The organism is Sulfitobacter sp. 1A15299, assembly GCF_043556915.1.
Taxonomy (GTDB): domain Bacteria; phylum Pseudomonadota; class Alphaproteobacteria; order Rhodobacterales; family Rhodobacteraceae; genus Sulfitobacter.
In genome coordinates this window covers 431,350-450,396 of the sequence record NZ_JBIFFJ010000002.1, presented here as the reverse complement: position 1 = coordinate 450,396, position 19,047 = coordinate 431,350, and the positions used below count along the sequence as shown (strand labels likewise).

Below are 19,047 nucleotides of genomic sequence, written 5' to 3'. Positions count from 1 at the left end.
TGAAGGCTGATTGTGGCATCAATGTGTAGCTTGGATGCCAAGACTGGGGTCTGATGCGATTAATTCAAGTTTATTCAGCTTGGCGGCTCGAAAATGCCGGTGCATAACTTTTCCATGAACAGCAAATCTGACCCGCGCCCCGTTGGGCCCCCTGTAGAGAATTGGTCCGAGCCGCCATGCCCGGCGGGTGACGTGCTCACCGGGCAACATGTGGTGCTGGAACCGCTTTCGGCCGAGGAACACGCGGCACTGCTTTACCCCGCCTATGTGGGGAAGGATCACGTTTGGGATTATCTGCCCTACGGGCCATTCTCTTCGGCGGCGCAGTACCACCGCTGGGTGCGCGACAATGCGGGAAAGGCCGATCCCTATTTCATGGCCGTAAAGGACCGCGCGCGGGATCAATGGCTCGGCGTGGCGAGTTTCCTGCGGATCAAGCCCGAGGCGGGCAGTATCGAAGTGGGTCATATCAACTTCAGCCCCGCGCTTCAGCGCACCCCGGCGGCGACCGAGGCGATCTTCCTGATGATGCAATGGGCCTTCGAGGCGGGCTATCGCAGGTTCGAGTGGAAGTGCGATGCGCTCAACCGTCCGTCGCGCCGCGCGGCGCAGCGTCTGGGCCTAAGTTATGAGGGCGTCTTTCGGCAGGCGACCATCGTTAAAGGGCGCAACCGCGACACGGCTTGGTTCGCCGCGATCGACGCGGAATGGCCCGCGCTGAAAGAGGCGTTCGAGGTTTGGCTTGCCCCCGGCAATTTCGACGGGCAGGGGCAGCAGAAAGAGCGGCTTGGCGATCTGACACGCCTTGTCCGGGTGGCCGGGGATCCGACGCTTTAACCGCGCAGGCTAGATTGCCAGCTTTTCGGCAAGGCGGTGCTGGATCATCCCGGTGATGGCCGCGGTCTCTGGCCCCGCGGGTTGGCCGAGGGCGCGTTTATGGGCCAAGGCGCGGGCGGCCTCTTCCAAACGCTGGTCATTGGCCGAACGGGCCACCCCGCACAGGAATTGCGCAACGTAATCCAGTGTCTGATTGTCGGGCGCGTCCCCCAGCACGTCGGCGATATGGGCGATGTCATCTTGGAAACCGATCCGGTCGGGGGTGACATCCTCATCCGGCAGGATGCGCGGCCCCCGGGGGCGGCGGTCGTCGGACAGCGCGGCGAGGATGGCTTGCTGAAAGGACGATAGCGAGGTGATCGGTTTGAGGAGGAACCCATCCACCCCCGCCGCGCGGGCGTCAGGCTCCATATGGCTGTCGCCCGAGATGGCGATGATCGCCTCGACCCGGGGTGTGCTTTGCATCAGCTCGGCAATCAGGTCCAACCCGCTGCCATCGGGCAGGCCAAGGTCGACCAGCGCCACGCTGGGGCGGTAGACCTGCAAATGCCGCCGGGCCGAGCGCAGGCAGTCCGCCCGTCTGATCCGCGCGCCCGAGCGCAGGCAGAGCAGGCGCATCGCCTCACAGGCGAAACGGCTGTCTTCCACCACCAAAACGGTGAGGCCCAGCAGAGGCCGCTCCGCCGTGGGGGTGAGGGTCGGTCTTTCAAAGGGGTCGGTATCATCCATCATTGCCTCCAACAACAACAACTGCTGCGCCATCGTTACGCCGCGTTGGCTAATGACGCGTTAACGTGACGCATTGTTGTTTACCGGGGTGGCGGGCATAAAGCTGGCAAATCACGAGGAGCATTCAGGATGATCGGACGTCTTAACCATGTGGCCATCGCGGTGCCGGATCTCGAAGCGGCGGCGGATCAGTATCGCCACGCGCTTGGCGCAAAGGTCGGTGCGCCGCAGGCCGAACCGGACCACGGGGTGACCGTGATCTTCATCGAACTGCCGAACACCAAGATCGAATTGCTGCACCCCTTGGGCGAAGACAGCCCGATCAACGGCTTTCTTGAAAAGAACCCGGCGGGTGGCATCCACCACATCTGCTATGAGGTTGAAGACATCCTCGCGGCGCGGGACCATCTGAAATCCACCGGCGCGCGTGTCTTGGGCTCGGGCGAGCCGAAGATCGGGGCGCATGGCAAGCCCGTGTTGTTCCTGCATCCCAAGGATTTCAACGGCGCGCTCGTCGAGCTTGAGGAGGTCTGATCATGGGGATCGTTTCGGGGCTCGTCCTCTTTGCCGTCATCTGGTCGATGACGTTCCTGATCGCCCTGCCGATCCGGGTGCAGACCCAAGGTGACGCGGGCGCGGTGGTACCGGGCACCCACGCGGGCGCGCCCGAGCAGCATCATCTGGGCCGCAAGGCGCTGTGGACCACATTGGTCGCCGCGATCATCTGGGCAATCTGCGCGACGATCATTCTGTCGGGCTGGATCAGCGTGGCGGATATCGAAGGCTGGCTGCATCCGAATGCGGCACCAACGCATGGTACAGGTGGGTAAAGGTCGCCGCGCCTAGGATCGGGATCAGCAGGTTCAGCAGCGGCACCGAAAGCGGCACCGCCATCAGCACTCCGGCCATCCAGATCGTGCCCGCATGGCGGCGACGCAGGCGCTTGGTCTCGTCCCGCCCGTGGCGGCGCAGCGCGGCGAGGGTGAAATACTCCCGCCCCAGCAAGAACCCGTTCAGCCCCCAGAAGATGAACAGCGCCGCCGGGGCGAAGAGCAGGTAGAGCACCAGCGCCAGCAGGTTCGCCCCCACCAGCACGCCCATGAAATTCACCGTGTCGCGGATGGCGTCGCCGATGCCGACTTGGTTCGCGGGGGGCAGATGGGGGTAGTGCACCTCCTCCACCGCATCGGCCACCTCATCGAGAAACATCGAGGTGATCGCCGAGGCCACGGGCACCATCAAAAAGACCGAGAGCACCATGAGCAGGATCAGTGCGCTCCAACTCAGCAGATCGTCGAGCCAATTGACCTCGCCCAGCACGGGCAGCGAAGCGTCTTCGGGGGTGACCCAATCCACCAGATAGGCAAAGCCCGCCGTGGCCGCGATCAGCAGCGCCAGCGACAGGCCGACGCCCAAGAGCACCACCTTGCGAAAGCGCGCATCGCCCAATTGGCCAACTGCGCGGGTGAATGACCTGAAGATCGCGTTTACAGCCATGTGGTGATCCCGTCGATGTCCGGGCGCGGACGCTCCGGCGGAGCGGCGGTTTCGGTGCCGATGTGAATGATGCCCGCGATGCGCTCATGTTGGGCGAGGGACAAGCCCTCTTCCATGAAGCCCCGGTCATGGGCGGGCCAACCACTCAGCCAATTGGCGCCCCAGCCTGCGGCGAGGGCGGCATTCAGAAGCGCAAGGCAAACCGCCCCGGCAGAATAGGTCTGTTCCAGCGGCGGAATTTTGGGAGAGGGCTTTTGCACCTCGATCACGGCCACGGCAAGGTTGCCCTGATCGAACTGGCCACGCCCTTTGGCGATGTCTTCGGCCCCAAGGCCAAGCGCCGCGCCGCGTGTCTCGACCACCTCGGCCAAACGCGCCATCGCAGCACGGTCGATGATCACGAAACGCCAGGGCTCCAACTTGCCATGATCCGGCGTGCGCGCGGCAGCGGTGAGAAGCGGGCGCAGGGCTTCGGCATCGGGCACCGGCAGGCCCAATGTCTTGGCCGGGCGCGAGCGGCGGTTTTGCAAAAAGGCGAGGGCGGAAGGGTCAGCTACGGGCATCGGGGTCTCTTACAGGTCCAGTTGCTGCGCCATATCGTCAATCGACTGGCGGAGGAAGGCATCAAAGGCGGGCGAGGGTTGGCGCGCATTGAGCGACCGCGCCATCGGGTCCGGCGCGTCAAGCGCGCTGCCGCTCAGCGCGGCGATGGTGGCATGGCCGCAGAAGGGGACATAGGCCTCGGAATAGCCGCCCTCATGGACCAGTACCAGCTTGCCATCGCAAAGCCGCTCGGCGGTGCTGCGGATGCGTTTGGTCATCTCGCCAAAGGTCTCTGCGGTGGCCTGCATCCGCGCCAGCGGGTCGATGATCGCCGCGTCATAGCCGCAGGCGACGATGATCATGTCGGGGGCGAAAGCCTCGATCGCCGGAATCACCACGCGGTCCATCGCGTGGAGGTAGGCGGTATGGCCCGCGCCTGCGTGCATCGGCAGGTTGATGTTATAGCCTTCGCCCGCCCCGCGTCCGCGATCCTTCAGGCCGCCGGTGTCGATGGGGTAATTCCCCTCTTGATGGAGCGAGATGGTCAGCACGTCATCGCGGTCATAATAGATCGCTTCGGTCCCATTGCCGTGGTGCACGTCCCAATCCAGCACGGCGACGCGCTTTGCCAGCCCCTTGGCCTGCGCGGCCTCGATGGCGATGGCGATATTGGCGAGAAGGCAAAAACCGTTGGGCAGATCCGGCAGGCAGTGATGCCCGGGCGGACGGCCGAGCGCATAGGCGTTCTGAAGCTCCCCCCGCGCCACGGCATCGACGGCGGCGATGGACAGCCCGGCAGAGAGCGCCGCCAGTTCATAGCCGCCGCGGGCGAAGGGCACCGCATGGCCCAGCTCCCCGCCCCCCGCATCCGAAAGGCGCTTGAAATCGTCAAGATAGGTTTCGGGATGCACCCGCGCCAGGGCCTCCCGGCTTGCCGGGGCGGCGCTGCGCGTGTCGAGTTCGGCGAAAAGCCCGGTCACCTCCATCAGGTTTTTCAACCGGCGTTTGGTCTCGGGGTTTTCCGGCAGACCCCCGGCGGCTAGGGGCTGCACCAGCCCGCCCACCGGCATGGTAAAGACGTAGTTGCCCCCTGCGTGCCAAAAGCAGCGTTCGTCCCAGAAAAAACCTGTGGTCATCTTGTGCTCCCCTTCATCCTTGCGGGGAAGGTGGCGCAGGGCGGCGGGATTGTCCATGGCGCGGGGGCTCACGCGGGCGGTGGCGCGTGAGGTGGGTGCGGGATTCGGTATTTGAGAAAGGATGAAGGGGGGAGGGGGCGCTTTGGGCGGAAAGCGGGGGGCTTGGGGCGGCCCTAGCGCCTTTGGGGGACGCTAGGGTTTCTGGTGGTTAGCCGACCATGCCGACGATCTCATAGGTGCGTTTGAGGATCGGGGCGGTGATCTCGCGCGCTTGTTCCGCGCCGCGGGCGAGGATGCGGTCGATCTCGGCCGGATCGGCCATCAGGCGCTGCATCTCGGCGGTGATCGGGCCCATTTTCGACACGGCCAGTTCGGCCAGCGCGGTTTTGAAGGTGCCGAATTGCTGGCCGCCGACCTCCGCCAGCACCTGATCGACGGATCGGTCGCTGAGGGCGGCGTAGATGTTCACGAGGTTGCGCGCCTCGGGGCGGTCCTTCAGCCCCTCGGCCTCGGACGGGAGGGCGTCGGGGTCGGTCTTGGCCTTGCGGAACTTCTTGGCGATCGTGTCGGCATCGTCGGTCAGGTTGATGCGGCTGGCGGGCGAAGGGTCGGACTTCGACATTTTCTTGGACCCGTCGCGCAGGGACATGACGCGGGTGGCCGCGCCTTCGATCACCGGTTCGGTGAGCGGGAAGAAGTCGACGCCGTAGTCGTGGTTGAACTTCGCGGCGATGTCGCGGGTCAGCTCAAGATGCTGTTTCTGGTCCTCGCCCACCGGCACATGGGTGGCGTGGTAGATCAGGATGTCGGCGGCCATCAGTGCCGGATAGGCGAAGAGGCCCAGCGAGGCGGCCTCGGCGTTTTTGCCGGCCTTGTCCTTCCACTGGGTCATGCGGCCCATCCAGCCCATGCGCGCGACGCAGTTGAAGACCCAGGCCAGTTGCGCGTGTTCGGGCACTTGGCTTTGGTTGATCAGGATGGATTTTTCGGGGTCGATGCCCGAGGCGATGAAACCGGCGCAGAGCTCGCGGGTGCTGCGCTTGAGGTCCGCCGGGTCTTGCCAGACCGTGATCGCGTGCAGGTCGACCATGCAATAGATCGATTGCACGCCCTTTTCCTGCGCATCGGCGAAGCGTTTCAGCGCGCCGAGGTAGTTGCCCAGATGCAGGTCGCCCGAGGGCTGAATGCCGGAAAACACGCGCGGGGTGAACTGGGTCTCGGACATCGGGAGGCACCTCTGGGCTGGAAAGTCTTGCGCGGCAGGCTTACTTCTGGCCGCGAACCCCGTCAAGGAGCGCCCATGCAAGACCCCGACCTCCAGCCCCCCGTGAACCCGCTGCCGCCCGCTGTTGTCATTCTGTTTCTGGCCATCGCCGGGGTCGAGGTGGTGCTCTCTCTGGCCGAGGCGGGGCTGGTGGGTGGCCCCGCGGCCGTAGGCTGGCGGCTGGCGCTGGTGCGCGACTTTGGCTTTTCGGGGCTGATCTTTGACGCGATGATCGGCGCAGGCCAGTACCCGATCGAACATATCTGGCGGGTGGTGACCTATCCGTTCATCCATCTGGGCTTTACCCATGCGATCTTTGCCGTGGTGCTGCTTTTGGCCTTGGGCAAGATGGTGGCCGAGGCGATGGGGCAGATGGCGTTTTTGGCGATCTTCGTGCTGTCGGGGATCGGCGGGGCGCTTGTCTATGGGGCGCTGTTAAACGATCCGGTCTGGCTCGCCGGGGCATATCCTAATGTTTACGGGTTGATCGGCGGCTATAGTTTCGTGATGTGGCGGCGGCTGCTGGGCTCGGGCGGGCCGCAGTATCAGGCCTTTACGCTGATCGCCCTGCTGATGGGGCTGCAGCTGTTCTGGGGGATCTTTTTCGAGACTGGCTTTCTTTGGGTGGCGGAACTGGCCGGGTTCATCTGTGGTTTCGGCCTGAGCTTTCTGGTCGCGCCCGGGGAATGGGCGCGACTGCGGGCGCGGTTGCAGCAGCGTTAACCGCGCCGCATGGCGGATTTGAACTCGGACAGCCGGAATGCGCCGATCAACTGGCCGACGCCGAAGTAGCTGACCGCAGCGATCGCAAGCAGCAGCACCAGCGCCAGCCCGCGCCACCACGGTAGGCCCAGCATCGGTTGCAGTGCCGCATTGCCGAGCCAGAGCGCGCCGCCCATGGCGGCAGAGGCGGTGAGGATGCGCCAGATGCGTTTGTGAAACCGCGCGTCGAACTTGACGGCGTCGCCAAAGCGCCGCGCCCCGATGGCGAGGCAAGCAAACATCGTCCAGCCTGCCAGCGTCGTGGCGACCGCCGGGGCGATCCAGCCGATGAAGGGCGCGAGACCCACAGCGAGGGCCGCGTTCACCACCATGGCGACAACGGCGAAGTGGAAGGGGCGGCGTGTGTCTTCGCGGGCGAAATAGACCGGTTGCAGGATCTTTTGCAGCACGAAGGAGGGCAGTCCGAGGCCGTAAACCATCACCGCGGTGGCAATCGCGGCGGTGTCATCGACGCCCGAGGCGCCGCGTTCGAACAGCACGGTGACCAGCGCGAAGGGGATCACGATCAGCGCGACCGACGAGGGGATCGTCAGGGCCAGCGAAATTTCGGCGGCGCGGCTCAGCGCGGTTTGGGCGCCTGCGTCGTCTCCGGCCCGCAGGCGGCGCGACAGGTCGGGAAGCAGCACGATGCCCACGGCGATGCCCACCACGCCCAAGGGAAGTTGATAGAGGCGGTCGGCGGCGAAGAGCCATGAGACGGCCTTGTCATATTGGCTGGCCACCAATTGCCCGACCACGAGGTTGATTTGCATCACGCCCGAGGCCAGCGCGGCGGGCAGGGCGATAACGATCATCGCGCGCATGTCGGGGGTCCAGCGCGGGCGGGAAGGGCGCAGCGGGAAACCCGCTTGGGCCGCGGCGCGCCATGTCAGCGCCAGCTGTGCCACACCGGCGACCGGGATCGACCAGATCAGCCAAAGCGCCACCTCACCCCCGGTGAGGGCAGCGAAGGTCATGGCTGCGATGACGAAGATGTTCAAAAGCACCGGTGCTGCGGCGGCCACGGCGAAGCGCCCGGTGGCGTTGAGGATGCCCGAAAACAGCGCCGAGAGCGACATGCAGAGGATATAGGGAAAGGCGATGCGGCCAAAGGCGACCGTCATGTCGAAGCGCGGGTCTCCGACGAAGCCTTCGGCGGTCAGCCAAACCAGACCGGGCATGAAGATCATGCCCAGAGCGGTCAGCGCCAGCACCACCAGCGACAAGCCGTTGAAGGCATCGCGGGCGAATGTCCCGGCGCCTTCCTCCCCCTCCAGCTTTTTGGCGAACATCGGCACGAAGGCCGCGTTGAACGCGCCCTCGGCAAAGAAGCGGCGGAACATATTGGGCAGGCGGAAGGCGGCGACGAAAGCGTCCATAACCGGTCCGGGGCCGATGAGCGACAACAGCAGCACTTCGCGCAGAAAGCCGAGCACGCGGCTCAGCAGGGTCCAGACCCCGACAGTGAAAAAGCCGGACATAAGACGGATAGGTTTCATCGCAGGAGCCTTAAATTGCGCTGCGGTGATCCCTAGCGCGGACGTTCATCCGGTGCAATCGCGGTGAGCCGGGGCAGATGCCCCAGCCACCCGTTGTGGCAAGGCGGCGCTCATCCGCCGGTGGGGTAGATGAACCCATTGATCGGATAGGTGCCGCCAAAGGCTCCGGGCTGGCTTTCCAAACGCACGGCGGACCAATCGTTGTCGTCGGAGACGTCGATCACCGCCATTTTCAGCGACACTTCGTTGCGCTTCCAATTGGCGTGATCCACCCGGATTTCGCGCGGAGAGACGATGTCGGAAACCACCGCGATATGGCCCATCGGCATGGAGCGGGTGGCGCTGAAGGCCATCACGGCACCGACGACGGGATCATCGCCGCGCGGATAAAGCCCCTTGGCCTTGCCCCACCATGTTTCTGCATTGCCGCGAATCTGGATGCCGCTGACATTGCGGGCGAAGGGCACGCACCAAACACGCTGGCCCTTGGCGCGCATGTCTTGGGCAGTTTGTACGGCCATGAAATGCCGCTGGGGATCGATGCCGCCGAAATCGTAGCTCTGCGGGATATCAGGCGCTTTGGCGCAGGCTGCCGTCAAAAGAAGTGTGGCGCAAAGAGCCATCAGGCCCCGGTTCGGCAGTGCTGCGCGTGTGACGCTCATATGTCCCTCATTCATGGAATCCCGCGCTTTTGCCGGGTTGAAAGGGATTTTCAGGATCCGAGGTCAAAAACAAAGCGCGAAAATAGCCGGTGGCGGTATTTCGCCGGTCGGGGCAAGCCGAAGGAACCCTAGCCTTCGGCCCGCTCCACCCCTGCGGCAATCGCTTCGCGCAGACGTTTTTCCAAGGTGCGCTGCTTGGCCTCGGTATAGTATTTCAGGCCAAACATATCTTTGACGTAGAAGGTGTCGACCACCTGTTCGCCATAGGTCGCGATCACTGCATTGGCGATATAGACGTTAGAGGCCGCCAAGGTGCGCGTCAGGTCATAGAGCAGGCCGGGCCGGTCGCGGGTGTCGACTTCGATGATCGTGTAGATTTCCGAGCCTTCGTTGTCGAAGGTGATATGCGTGGGCACCTTGAAAGCGCGTTCGCGTTTCTTGACCTTATCGCGGGATTTCAGCGCATCGCGGGCGACGATTTCACCGCGCAGGGTCTTGAGGATCATCTCGCGCAGCCGGGGCAGGCGGCTGGCCTCATAGGGGTGATCCTCGCTGTCCTGAATCCAGAAGGCATCGGTGACGAAACCGTCCTTCGTGGTATAGCTGCGCGCATCCACCACATTGGCGCCGACCAGCGCCAGCGCGCCGGCGAGCCGGGCAAAGATGCCGGGGTGATCGGCCATGACGAAACAGGCCCGTGTCGCGCCGCGGTCCTCATCGGGGTGCAGATCAATGCGGATATCGTCATTGCCGATGTCGCGCAGCAGTTCCGCAAAAGCGACATGGGCGGTGACGTGCAGACCCTGCCAATAGGGCGGATAGTGCCGGGCCGTCTCGCGCTGCAAATGTTTGCGCGGCCAATCGGAAAGCGCGGCGCGCAGGGCTTTCTTGGCCTCCGCGCCCCGGTTTTCGCGGTTGAGGTCTTCGAGCCCAGTATCCAACGCCCGCTCGGTCTGGCGATAGAGCGCGCGGATCAGCACCGCTTTCCAATTGTTCCACGTGTTCGGCCCGACACCGCGAATGTCACAGACCGTCAGCACGCAGAGCAGGTCGAGCCGTTTGACCGTCTGCACCGCCTTGGCAAAGTCGCGCACCGTGCGCGGATCGGCGATGTCGCGTTTCTGGGCCATGTCGGACATCAGCAGGTGATAGCGTACCAGCCATTCCACCGTGTCGACCTCATCGCGTTTCAGCCCCAACCGGGGGCCAATGCGCCGCGCCAGTTTCGCGCCGATGATGGAATGGTCCTCGGGCCGCCCCTTGCCGATGTCATGCAAGAGCAGCGCCACATAGAGCACCTTGCGGTTGACCCCCCGTTTCAGGATCGAGGAGGCAACGGGCAGTTCCTCTTCCAACTCGCCCTTCTCGATCCGGGCGAGGTTGGCGATACATTGGATCGTGTGCTCGTCAACCGTGTAGGAATGATACATGTTGAACTGCATCATCGCGACGATCGGCTCGAACTCGGGGATGAAAGCGCCTAAGACGCCCAATTCGTTCATCCGCCGCAGTGAACGTTCGGGATTGCCATGTTTCAGCAGCAGGTCGAGGAAGATGCGACGCGCCTCGGGCGTGCGGCGCATGTCGTCGTCGATCAGCGCGAGGTTGGCCTTGATCAGACGCATCGCATCGGGGTGGATCAACATCCCCGTGCGCAGGGCCTCTTCGAAGATGCGCAACAGGTTCAGCTTGTCTTGCAGAAACTCTGCGTCGTCCTTCACCGCGATGCGGTTGTGCACCACCTGAAACCCTTCGCGCATTTTCGGGCGGCGGCGGAAGATGCGTTCCAGCAGCGGTTCGGCCTTCATATGCGACGCTTCGAGCCCGCTGACGAAGATGCGCGTCAGATCCCCCACCGCCGTTGCGTGGCGGAAATAGGCCTGCATGAAGATCTCGACGCCCCGCCGGCCCCCGATGTCCTGATAGCCCATGGCTTGGGCGACCTGCACCTGCATGTCGAAGGTCAGCTGTTCGGTCGCGCGCCCGGCAATCAGGTGAAGATGCCCGCGCACGGCCCAGAGAAAGGCCTCGGCCTCGCGGAAAGTGTCGTATTCATCGGCGCGGAAGACGCCGAGATCGACCAGATCCGCGACCCGGTCCACGTCATGGATGAATTTGGCGATCCAAAACAGCGAATGCAGATCGCGCAGCCCGCCTTTGCCTTCTTTGACATTGGGCTCGACCATATAGCGCTCACCCTGTTTCAGGTGCCGGTTGTCGCGCTCTTCCAGTTTGGCTTCGATGAAATCCTTTCCCGCGCCTGAGAAAAGTTCGTTCTTGAGCCGTTCGGAAAGCTCTTCGGCAAGGGTCACATCGCCGTCGATGAAGCGGTTCTCCAGCAGGGCGGTCTGAATGGTGAAATCATCCGCACCCAGCCGCAGGCAATCCTCAATAGTGCGGGTGGCGTGGCCGACCTTTAGCTTCAGATCCCACAGGATGTAGAGCATCGATTCGATCACGCTCTCCGACCAGGCGGTGGCCTTGTAGGGGATGAGAAACAGCAGATCGACATCTGAAAAGGGCGCCATCTCTCCCCGGCCATAGCCGCCGACGCCAATCATGGCGAGCCGTTCGCCCTCGGTCGGGTTCGGGTTGGGGTGCAGCACCTGCGTGGCGATTTGCAAGACGCAGCGCAGCAGTTGGTCGGTAAGATAGGTGTAGGAAGAGGTCATCGCCCGCGCGTCGAAGGGCGATTCAGCAAAGCCTGCCGCGATAGCCTTGCGGCCCGCCTGCCGGGCGTCTTGGATCAGGGGGACAATCTCGGCCCTGAGGGCCGCGCCCTCCAACGTGCTGTCGCGCTGGGCAAGGGCCTGCCAGATGGCCGTGTCGTCAAAGATTTGCTCGGGCGGGCAAATCAGGCGCGGGTGTCGACGCGCGCCTGATGTCGTTGTCGGTTTCGCGAGGTCCAATTCAGAAACCAGCTCCGCCAAAGCCGCGGGGTGCCGGGTCGAGCACGACAACGCGGTTGTTGCGGATCGTGGCCACGGACAACGCGCGTTCGTTGGTGCCATCGCGGCGCAGGCGGAAGATGCCGCTGGCCCCTTGGAAACCCGCCCCTTGGGTCAGCGCGGCCCCGGACAGCGCGTTGGATTTGCCACCCTTCACCAAGGAGCCGATCGCCGCGATCCCGTCAAAGGCCAGCCCGGCCAGAGGGTGCGGATCACTCCCATAGGCCGCGGTGTAACGGTTGGCGAAGGCTCCGCTCGCCGCCGTGTCGGGCAGGGCGAACCAGCCGCCCTGAACCCCGGGCAGTTCCAGCGTTTGGGCGGGGATGTCCCACCGGGTCAGGCCGACATATTGCGTGGTGGCCGATTGAATGCCCGCCTCGGGCAGAAGCTGCGCGAAAAGCGGCAGGGCACTGGCCGAGGAGGTGGTGAGGAACAGCGCATTGGCGCCGCTGCCTTCGATGGTCGCCTTGACGCGCGGCACGGCGGCCACGACCGACTCTTGGCTCAGCGCGTAGTCGACGGTGCCCGCCAGTGTCGCGCCATTGGCGCTGATCGCTTGAACGATTGCGTCACGGCCCAGTTGTCCGGCAAGGTCCTGACTATGCAGTACCACCATTTTGTCCTTGCCGTTGCGCTTGGCAAAGCTCACCAACCGATTGGCGGTATTGGCAAAGGTCGGCCCAAGCACGAAGACATTGCCGCCCGCGATGGTCGGGTTGTTCGAGAAAGAGATCACGTTGACCCCGGAGGAGGCCACGGCCACCCCTGCGGCATTGGCCGCCTCGCCGTAAACCGGGCCGAGGATGATCTTGGCCCCTTCATTCACCGCCTGCGCGGCGACGGAAGCGGCTGTGCTGGCGTTGCCCGCAGTGCCATAAACGCGCAGGTCGATCTGAACGCCGTCCAGATCGCGCATCGCAAGGCGCGCGGCGTTTTCGAGGTTCTTGGCCAACAACTCATCACCGGCCGAGCCGCCCCGCGGGACCAAGAGCGCCACCGGAACGGGGGCGGCGGGATCGATGCGCGGGCCGCCGGAATTGGCGCCGCCGATGGCAACAGGCTGACAGGCCGCCAGCAGGACCGCGAAGAGCGGCAGTAAGAGCAGGTGCATCTTCTTGCGGATGGCGCGGAAACAGGCAATCATTTGTATTCACTCCCCGGTGGTGGCAAGACGACGGTGGTCGCCGGAACATGGCCGCGATCATAGTGACTGCGAAAGGCGGGTCCAGCGTTGAAATTCGACAAGACAGAGCTAGCCCCGGGACTTTATTTCGTGGGCGTCCCCATCGGCACCGCGCGCGATATCACGCTGCGCGCGCTCGACACGCTGGCCTCGGCGGATCTGCTGGCGGCAGAGGATACGCGCAGCCTGCGGCGGCTGATGGAGATTCACGGGGTGCCGCTCGATGGACGCAAGGTGTTGGCGCTGCACGATCACAGCGGCACATCGGTGCAAGAGCGGCTGATCGCGGCCATCCGCGAGGGCAAATCTGTCGCCTATGCGTCGGAGGCGGGCATGCCGCTGATCGCCGATCCGGGGTTTGAACTCAGCCGCGCCGCGGCCGAAGCGGGGGTGATGCAAACCTGCGCGCCGGGGCCATCGGCCGTGCTGACCGCGCTGGCCTTGGGCGCCCTGCCAACGGATGCATTTTTCTTTGCGGGCTTCCTGCCCAATAGCAAATCGGCCCGGATCGCAGCGCTGGAAAAGCTGCGCGACGTGCCGGGGACACTGGTGTTCTACGAATCGCCCAAACGGCTCGGCGCCATGCTGCGCGATGCGGCCACCGCACTGGGCGCGGGGCGCAAAGCGGCAATGTGCCGGGAATTGACCAAGAAATTCGAAGAAATTCAGCGCGATACCCTCGAAAACCTCGCCGAGCTTTATCAAGCGAAGGCGCCGAAAGGCGAGGTGGTCGTGCTGATTGATCGCAGCCGTTCAGACTTTGTTAATCACCTTGACCTAGAAACAGATTTGCAACGGGCGCTAACCGAAATGTCGATGCGTGACGCTGTCGATTTGGTGGCACAGGCCCATGGCCTGCCGCGGCGACAGGTGTATCAAGCGGCATTGGCGCTCGGCAAAGGGTAGAACAGGGATCGGAGCGATGAAAATGGCGCAGGGTGAGACAGGGATACGAACTGCGGCCAAACGTCAACGGGGGCGCATGGCCTATCATGCCGGGATCGCCGCCGAGAACCGGATCGCGCAGGACTATGAAAGGCGCGGTTTTGCCATCGCCCGCCGCCGTTGGCGGGGCCGCACTGGTGAAATTGATTTGATCCTGCGCAACGGGGCTGCCTTGATCTTTGTCGAGGTGAAGCAAAGCCGTAGTTTCGCACGGGCCGCCGAAAGCCTTTCTGCCCGACAGATGCAGCGCATCTACCGCTCCGCCGAGGAATTTCTTGCCGGCGAACCTGCAGGAAGTCTGACCGAGGTGCGCTTTGACGTGGCGCTTGTCGATGGGCAGGGGGCCACCGAAATCATCGAAAACGCCTTTGGCCACGGCTGACCCATTGCGCATAGGCCCCTGCTGCGCCATCTAAGAAGCGATCCCAAATGCCTGCACCGTCGGTCCGGGTCGGATCACGACAAAGGTAAGCAGCGGGGGACGCCGATGAAAATCGCCTTTCAAATGGACCCGATCGGGGACGTGAACATCAATGCCGACAGCAGCTTTCGGCTGGCCGAAGAGGCGCAGGCGCGGGGGCATGAGCTGTTCTTTTACACGCCCGATCATCTGGCGTATCAAGAGGGGCGGATCACCGCGCGGGGCTATGACTTTACCGTGCAGCGCCTGCAGGGCGATCACGCGCGGTTCGGAGAAGAGCGCGAGGTCGATTTGGCGGATTTCGACGTGGTCTGGCTGCGTCAGGATCCGCCTTTCGACATGCATTACATTACCTCGACCCATCTACTGGATCGGCTGAAAGAGACCACCTTGGTGGTCAACGATCCCTTTTGGGTCCGCAATTACCCCGAAAAGCTTCTGGTCCTCGATTTCCCCGATCTGACACCGCCCACCACGATTGCGCGCGACCTTTCGACCATCAAGGCCTTCAAGGCGAAGCATGGCGATGTGATCCTGAAACCGCTTTACGGCAATGGCGGTGCCGGTGTGTTCCGGCTGGACGCCAATGACCGCAACCTCACCTCGCTGCATGAACTCTTCACCGGCTTCTCGCGTGAGCCTCTGATCGTTCAGAAATTCCTGCCCGCGGTATCGAAGGGCGACAAGCGCGTCATCCTCGTGGATGGGGAGCCGGTGGGCGCGATCAACCGCGTTCCGGCGGAGGGCGAGACGCGGTCGAACATGCATGTCGGCGGGCGGCCTGAGAAGGTCGGGCTGACGGAGCGCGATCTGGAGATCTGCGCGGCCATCGGTCCATTGCTCAAGGAAAAGGGCCAAATCTTTGTCGGGATCGATGTGATCGGCGACTATCTGACCGAGATCAACGTGACCTCTCCCACCGGCATTCAAGAGTTGGAACGGTTCGATGGCGAAAATATTGCCGGAAAAATCTGGGAGGCGATCGAGGCCAAGCGCGGGTGAGCCTGCGCCAGCATCTTCTGAACCGTTACCTGCGTCTGACAGAGAAACCTTTGCTGGCGCATGGAAATCCGCAATTCCTGCGGGCCACGATGGAGATGCAGGCGCGGCTCTTTTTCAAAGGACCGCGCGCGGTGCATGCCGAATGGCGGGGGCTGCCGGGGGCGGAATCGGCGCTTTGGCTGACCCCGCCGCAGGCCTCTTCGGGGCGTGTGATCCTTTACGTCCATGGCGGCGGGTTCGTGTTTGGCAGTCCGGAGACGCACCAAGCGATGGTCGCGCGCCTATCCCTGCTGACCGGTGCGCGGGCGGTGCTGCCGCGCTATGCGCGGGTGCCAGAGGCGGCCTTTCCCAAACCTGCGCAAGATATCCGCGCGGCTTGGGATGCGCTTGGTCGGATGGGCATCGCGGCGGGGGACATCGTGATTGGTGGCGACAGCGCGGGCGGCGCGCTGGTTTTCGATCTTCTGGCGCAGCTCTGCCGCGAGGGGGCGGCGCTGCCTGCTGGCGCCTTTGGGCTGTCCCCCTTGTTGGACCTGACGTTTTCGGGCCCAAGTTTCACGCAGAATGCCAAACGCGACGTGTTGTTGCCCGCCGCCCGCGCTAGGGAAATGGCGCGGCTCTATCTTCGAGGGCAGGATGCGGAGAGCCCCCGAGCGAGTCCGATTCTCGCCAATTTCAAAGGCGCACCGCCCGTCTGGCTCACCGTAAGTGACAGCGAAATCCTGCGTGATGACAGCCGCCGCTTGGCGGCCCGCCTACGCGAAGCGGGCGTGTCGGCCAGTTTGCAGGAGGTCCATGATCTGCCGCATGTCTGGCCGCTGTTTCAGAACCACCTGCCCGAGGCGCGGCAGAGCCTTGCGGCCCTCGCCGATTGGATCAATGCCCTGCCGCCGGATCGGGCAGGCGAAAGCTGATCGCCTCGGCCATATGGGGGCGGCGGACCTCGGGTTCTCCTGCAAGATCGGCGATGGTGCGCGCGACACGCATGACCCGGTGATACCCGCGCGCCGACAGGGAAAACCGTTCCGCCGCGCGCAGAAGCAGCGCCCGTGCTTCGGCATCCGGGGTGACGACGGTTTCAAGTAGGTCGCCCGCCGCATCGGCATTGGCCGAAATCCCGTCATGCGGCGCGTAGCGCGTGGATTGAAGCGCCCGCGCGGCGGCGACCCTTGCCGCGACCTCGGCCGAGGGCTCGCCAGTAGCGGGCAGGTCAAGATCGCTGTAGCTCACGGGCGGCACGTCGACGCGCAGGTCGAACCGGTCCATCAAGGGGCCGGAGATGCGCCCGAGATAGTCTTCGCCGCAGGCCGGAACACGGGCGCAGGCGCGGGCCGGGTCGGGCAGGTAGCCGCATTTGCAGGGGTTTGCCGCCGCGACGAGCATGAAGCGGCAGGGGTATTTCACATGGGCATTGGCGCGCGCGATCATGACCTCGCCGGTCTCGATCGGTTGGCGCAGGGTTTCGAGGACGGTGCGGTTGAACTCGGGGAACTCATCCATGAACAGCACGCCGTTATGGGCGAGAGATGCCTCCCCCGGACGCGCCTGCCGACCGCCGCCGATGATCGCAGCCATTGAGGCCGTGTGATGCGGCTCGCGGAAAGGGCGGCTGCGGGAAATGCCGCCCTCATCCAGCAGCCCGGCAAGGGAGTGGATCATTGAGGTCTCAAGCGCTTCACCTGCCGTCAGCGGGGGAAGGATGCCGGGCAGCCGCGCGGCCAGCATGGATTTCCCCGACCCCGGCGTGCCGACCAGCATCAGGTGGTGCCGCCCGGCGGCGGCGATCTCCAACGCCCGTTTGGCGCGTTCCTGGCCCTTGACCTCGCGCAGGTCGCGGCCCGCCGACGCGAGGGGCACTTCGCCCGGCTCGGCAGGGGCGATCGGCACCTGCCCGGTGTAGTGGCGCACCACGTCGCCCAGATTGGCGGCGGCGATGACCTGTGTCTTGCCCACCCATGCGGCCTCCGCCCCCGACCCTGCGGGGCAAAGCAGGCTGCGGTCCTCGGCGGCGGCGGCCATGGCGGCGGGCAGGGCGCCGACCACGGGCATCAGCGTCCCGTCAAGCGAAAGCTCCCCCAAGGCCACCACATGCTGGGTGATGTCATCCGGCAGGATATCGAGGGCCGAGAGCAGCGCCAGCGCGATGGGCAGGTCGAAATGGCTGCCTTCCTTGGGCAGGTCGGCGGGGGAGAGATTGACAGTGATCCGTTTGGAGGGCAGCGCGATGGCCAAGGCGCTGAGCGCCGCGCGCACCCGATCGCGGGCTTCCGATACGGCCTTGTCCGCCAGTCCGACGATGGAAAAGCCCGGCAGCCCGGCGGTGACGGCGCATTGCACCTCGACGATGCGCGCCTCGACCCCTTGAAATGCGACCGTATAGGCCCGCGATACCATCACCCCTGCTCCGTCTTGCTATGGTTAATCGGTAGGCAAGACGGGTTTAGGAATGGTTAACGGCACTGTGGGGCAGGGCACTATGGGTCAGGGCACTGTGGGGTCAGGGGGTGTGGTTGATCCCTTCGACCCGCCATTGGCCGTTGGCGTGGGACAGATGCGTCACCGAGAGGTTGTCGATCTTATGGGCCATCGCCTCCAGCGCCCCGCCGCCTTGGGCCTGCTGCACCTGCGTGAGGATCACGCCGAAATGGGCCACGGCGATCACATGGGCAGTGGGGTGGGCGGCGTTGATCCGCGCCACCACCCGGTCGACGCGCGCCTTGGTCTGGTTCCAACTTTCGCCCTCGGGGGCCATGACATCGCCGGGGGTTTCCCAATAGGCGCGGCTGAGGTCTGGGTCGCGCGCGGCGACTTCCGAAAAATGCAGCCCGTCCCAAGCGCCGAAATGCAGCTCGCGCAGCCCAAGCTCGTGGGGTAGGCGGCGGCGCGAAGGCAGGGCCAGCGCATCCGCCGTATGCACGGCGCGGATCAGGTCCGAAGAGACCAACAGCGCCTCATCCGGCAGGTGCAGGTTCAACCGTGCCAGTCGGGGCGCATCGGAAAGATCCGCCGGGACATCGCGCCAGCCAACGAAGTTCTTCTCATGGGTCGGGCCGTGGCGCACCCAGTGCCAAGTGGTCACGGCATTTCCCCTTTCAGCAGTTGCGGCAGCCCGACGACGACCTGCACCACCGTCTCGGCCTCCGCGGCCAAGGCGATGTTGAGCCGCCCCTGCGCCTCGCGGAACTGGCGCGCCATGGCGTTGTCGGGCACGATCCCTTGGCCGACCTCGTTCGAGACCACGACCCAATGTGCCGCACAGCCCCGCAGAGCCTGCAATAGCTGCGCCTGCGCGGCTTCCAGATCGCTCCCCTCCATCAGGTGATTGCTGAGCCACATGGTCGCGCAGTCGATCAGCACGATTTCGCCGGCGGGCAGTTTCGCCAGCGGTTCGGTCAGATCGAGCGGAGATTCCACGGTGCGCCACCCCGCATCGCGCCTTGCTTGATGTTTGTTCACGCGTTCTTGAACTTCGTCATCCCAGATGCGCCCGGTGGCGAGGTAAGTCTTTGACATGCCGCTGGAATTCACGAGGGCCTCTGCCCATTCCGATTTGCCCGAGGCCGCCCCGCCTAGGGCAAAGGTAGTTCTAGGCAACATCTTCTCACCAAATATTTGAACC

At 64.3% G+C, this 19,047-nt stretch carries 20 protein-coding genes; 8 read left to right on the top strand and 12 right to left on the bottom strand.

All coding sequences use genetic code 11. The features are described 5' to 3' along the window. Nucleotides 1–114 precede the first annotated feature (114 nt). Nucleotides 115–837: a GNAT family N-acetyltransferase gene (locus tag ACGYK7_RS05345; protein ID WP_394399720.1), complete on the top strand. Its 723-nt coding sequence runs from the start codon at nucleotides 115–117 to the stop codon at nucleotides 835–837. A 9-nt stretch (nucleotides 838–846) separates the two neighbouring features. Here the strand turns inward: ACGYK7_RS05345 and ACGYK7_RS05340 are convergent, their stop codons facing one another. Beyond that, nucleotides 847–1,566 (bottom strand): response regulator, encoded by a 720-nt coding sequence (locus tag ACGYK7_RS05340; protein ID WP_394399718.1) that lies wholly within the window; start codon nucleotides 1,564–1,566, stop codon nucleotides 847–849. Nucleotides 1,567–1,695: 129 nt separating this feature from the next. Here ACGYK7_RS05340 and mce point away from each other — a divergent pair, with 129 nt between their 5' ends. Both mce and ACGYK7_RS05330 read left to right on the top strand, forming a co-directional pair. Then, complete coding sequence (gene mce / locus ACGYK7_RS05335; RefSeq protein WP_067261515.1) at nucleotides 1,696–2,100, top strand: methylmalonyl-CoA epimerase; 405 nt, start codon at nucleotides 1,696–1,698, stop codon at nucleotides 2,098–2,100. A 2-nt stretch (nucleotides 2,101–2,102) separates the two neighbouring features. Continuing rightward, nucleotides 2,103–2,396 carry a DUF1467 family protein gene (locus tag ACGYK7_RS05330; RefSeq protein ID WP_394399716.1) on the top strand — a complete coding sequence of 98 codons (294 nt, stop codon included), beginning with the start codon at nucleotides 2,103–2,105 and terminating at the stop codon, nucleotides 2,394–2,396. On the opposite strand, the gene ACGYK7_RS05325 is transcribed toward ACGYK7_RS05330, so the two are convergent. From ACGYK7_RS05325 to trpS, 4 genes are all read right to left on the bottom strand, one after another. After that, nucleotides 2,329–3,063 (bottom strand): EI24 domain-containing protein, encoded by a 735-nt coding sequence (locus ACGYK7_RS05325; protein WP_394399714.1) that lies wholly within the window; start codon nucleotides 3,061–3,063, stop codon nucleotides 2,329–2,331. The genes ACGYK7_RS05330 and ACGYK7_RS05325 overlap by 68 nt on opposite strands. After that, entirely contained in the window at nucleotides 3,054–3,626 is a 573-nt protein-coding gene (locus ACGYK7_RS05320; RefSeq protein WP_394399712.1) for a nitroreductase family protein, read from the bottom strand. The genes ACGYK7_RS05325 and ACGYK7_RS05320 overlap by 10 nt, the downstream gene beginning before the upstream one ends. A 9-nt stretch (nucleotides 3,627–3,635) precedes the next feature. Then, a complete protein-coding gene (locus tag ACGYK7_RS05315) occupies nucleotides 3,636–4,742 on the bottom strand; it encodes a class II histone deacetylase (protein ID WP_394399710.1) in 1,107 nt (368 codons plus the stop codon). Between the two features lie 208 nt (nucleotides 4,743–4,950). Next, nucleotides 4,951–5,967, bottom strand: coding sequence for a tryptophan--tRNA ligase (trpS, locus tag ACGYK7_RS05310; RefSeq protein ID WP_394399707.1), 1,017 nt, complete (start codon nucleotides 5,965–5,967; stop codon nucleotides 4,951–4,953). A gap of 75 nt (nucleotides 5,968–6,042) precedes the next feature. Between trpS and ACGYK7_RS05305 the strand changes: the two genes are divergently transcribed. Then, nucleotides 6,043–6,729, top strand: a complete 687-nt coding sequence (locus ACGYK7_RS05305; protein WP_322328941.1) for a rhomboid family intramembrane serine protease — start codon at nucleotides 6,043–6,045, stop codon at nucleotides 6,727–6,729. Here the strand turns inward: ACGYK7_RS05305 and murJ are convergent. The 4 genes from murJ to ACGYK7_RS05285 all read right to left on the bottom strand — a co-directional run bounded on the left by murJ (nucleotide 6,726) and on the right by ACGYK7_RS05285 (nucleotide 13,021). Next, nucleotides 6,726–8,267 (bottom strand): murein biosynthesis integral membrane protein MurJ, encoded by a 1,542-nt coding sequence (gene murJ / locus ACGYK7_RS05300; RefSeq protein ID WP_394399705.1) that lies wholly within the window; start codon nucleotides 8,265–8,267, stop codon nucleotides 6,726–6,728. The two genes, ACGYK7_RS05305 and murJ, sit on opposite strands and share 4 nt — an antisense overlap. 110 nt (nucleotides 8,268–8,377) lie before the next feature. Next, the gene (locus tag ACGYK7_RS05295; RefSeq protein ID WP_394399703.1) at nucleotides 8,378–8,929 is read right to left on the bottom strand and encodes a CHAP domain-containing protein; all 552 of its coding nucleotides are present in this window, start codon (nucleotides 8,927–8,929) and stop codon (nucleotides 8,378–8,380) included. Nucleotides 8,930–9,057: 128 nt separating this feature from the next. Continuing rightward, complete coding sequence (locus ACGYK7_RS05290) at nucleotides 9,058–11,850, bottom strand: [protein-PII] uridylyltransferase (RefSeq protein WP_394399755.1); 2,793 nt, start codon at nucleotides 11,848–11,850, stop codon at nucleotides 9,058–9,060. Beyond that, complete coding sequence (locus tag ACGYK7_RS05285) at nucleotides 11,840–13,021, bottom strand: penicillin-binding protein activator (RefSeq protein WP_394399701.1); 1,182 nt, start codon at nucleotides 13,019–13,021, stop codon at nucleotides 11,840–11,842. The genes ACGYK7_RS05290 and ACGYK7_RS05285 overlap by 11 nt, the downstream gene beginning before the upstream one ends. An 87-nt stretch (nucleotides 13,022–13,108) precedes the next feature. Here ACGYK7_RS05285 and rsmI point away from each other — a divergent pair, with 87 nt between their 5' ends. The 4 genes from rsmI to ACGYK7_RS05265 all read left to right on the top strand — a co-directional run bounded on the left by rsmI (nucleotide 13,109) and on the right by ACGYK7_RS05265 (nucleotide 16,342). Continuing rightward, nucleotides 13,109–13,966: a 16S rRNA (cytidine(1402)-2'-O)-methyltransferase gene (gene rsmI / locus ACGYK7_RS05280; RefSeq protein WP_394399699.1), complete on the top strand. Its 858-nt coding sequence runs from the start codon at nucleotides 13,109–13,111 to the stop codon at nucleotides 13,964–13,966. 76 nt (nucleotides 13,967–14,042) lie between these two features. Continuing rightward, a complete protein-coding gene (locus ACGYK7_RS05275) occupies nucleotides 14,043–14,387 on the top strand; it encodes a YraN family protein (RefSeq protein ID WP_394399697.1) in 345 nt (114 codons plus the stop codon). Between the two features lie 105 nt (nucleotides 14,388–14,492). Further along, nucleotides 14,493–15,428, top strand: coding sequence for a glutathione synthase (gene gshB / locus ACGYK7_RS05270; RefSeq protein WP_394399695.1), 936 nt, complete (start codon nucleotides 14,493–14,495; stop codon nucleotides 15,426–15,428). After that, nucleotides 15,425–16,342: an alpha/beta hydrolase gene (locus ACGYK7_RS05265; RefSeq protein WP_394399693.1), complete on the top strand. Its 918-nt coding sequence runs from the start codon at nucleotides 15,425–15,427 to the stop codon at nucleotides 16,340–16,342. The genes gshB and ACGYK7_RS05265 overlap by 4 nt, the downstream gene beginning before the upstream one ends. On the opposite strand, the gene ACGYK7_RS05260 is transcribed toward ACGYK7_RS05265, so the two are convergent. From ACGYK7_RS05260 to cobU, 3 genes are all read right to left on the bottom strand, one after another. Next, nucleotides 16,305–17,822 carry a YifB family Mg chelatase-like AAA ATPase gene (locus ACGYK7_RS05260; protein ID WP_394399691.1) on the bottom strand — a complete coding sequence of 506 codons (1,518 nt, stop codon included), beginning with the start codon at nucleotides 17,820–17,822 and terminating at the stop codon, nucleotides 16,305–16,307. The two genes, ACGYK7_RS05265 and ACGYK7_RS05260, sit on opposite strands and share 38 nt — an antisense overlap. A 103-nt stretch (nucleotides 17,823–17,925) precedes the next feature. Beyond that, entirely contained in the window at nucleotides 17,926–18,507 is a 582-nt protein-coding gene (locus ACGYK7_RS05255) for a histidine phosphatase family protein (protein WP_394399689.1), read from the bottom strand. Beyond that, on the bottom strand, nucleotides 18,504–19,025 hold the full coding sequence (cobU, locus tag ACGYK7_RS05250; RefSeq protein WP_394399687.1) for a bifunctional adenosylcobinamide kinase/adenosylcobinamide-phosphate guanylyltransferase: 522 nt from the start codon (nucleotides 19,023–19,025) through the stop codon (nucleotides 18,504–18,506). The genes ACGYK7_RS05255 and cobU overlap by 4 nt, the downstream gene beginning before the upstream one ends. Between the last annotated feature and the right edge of the window lie 22 nt (nucleotides 19,026–19,047).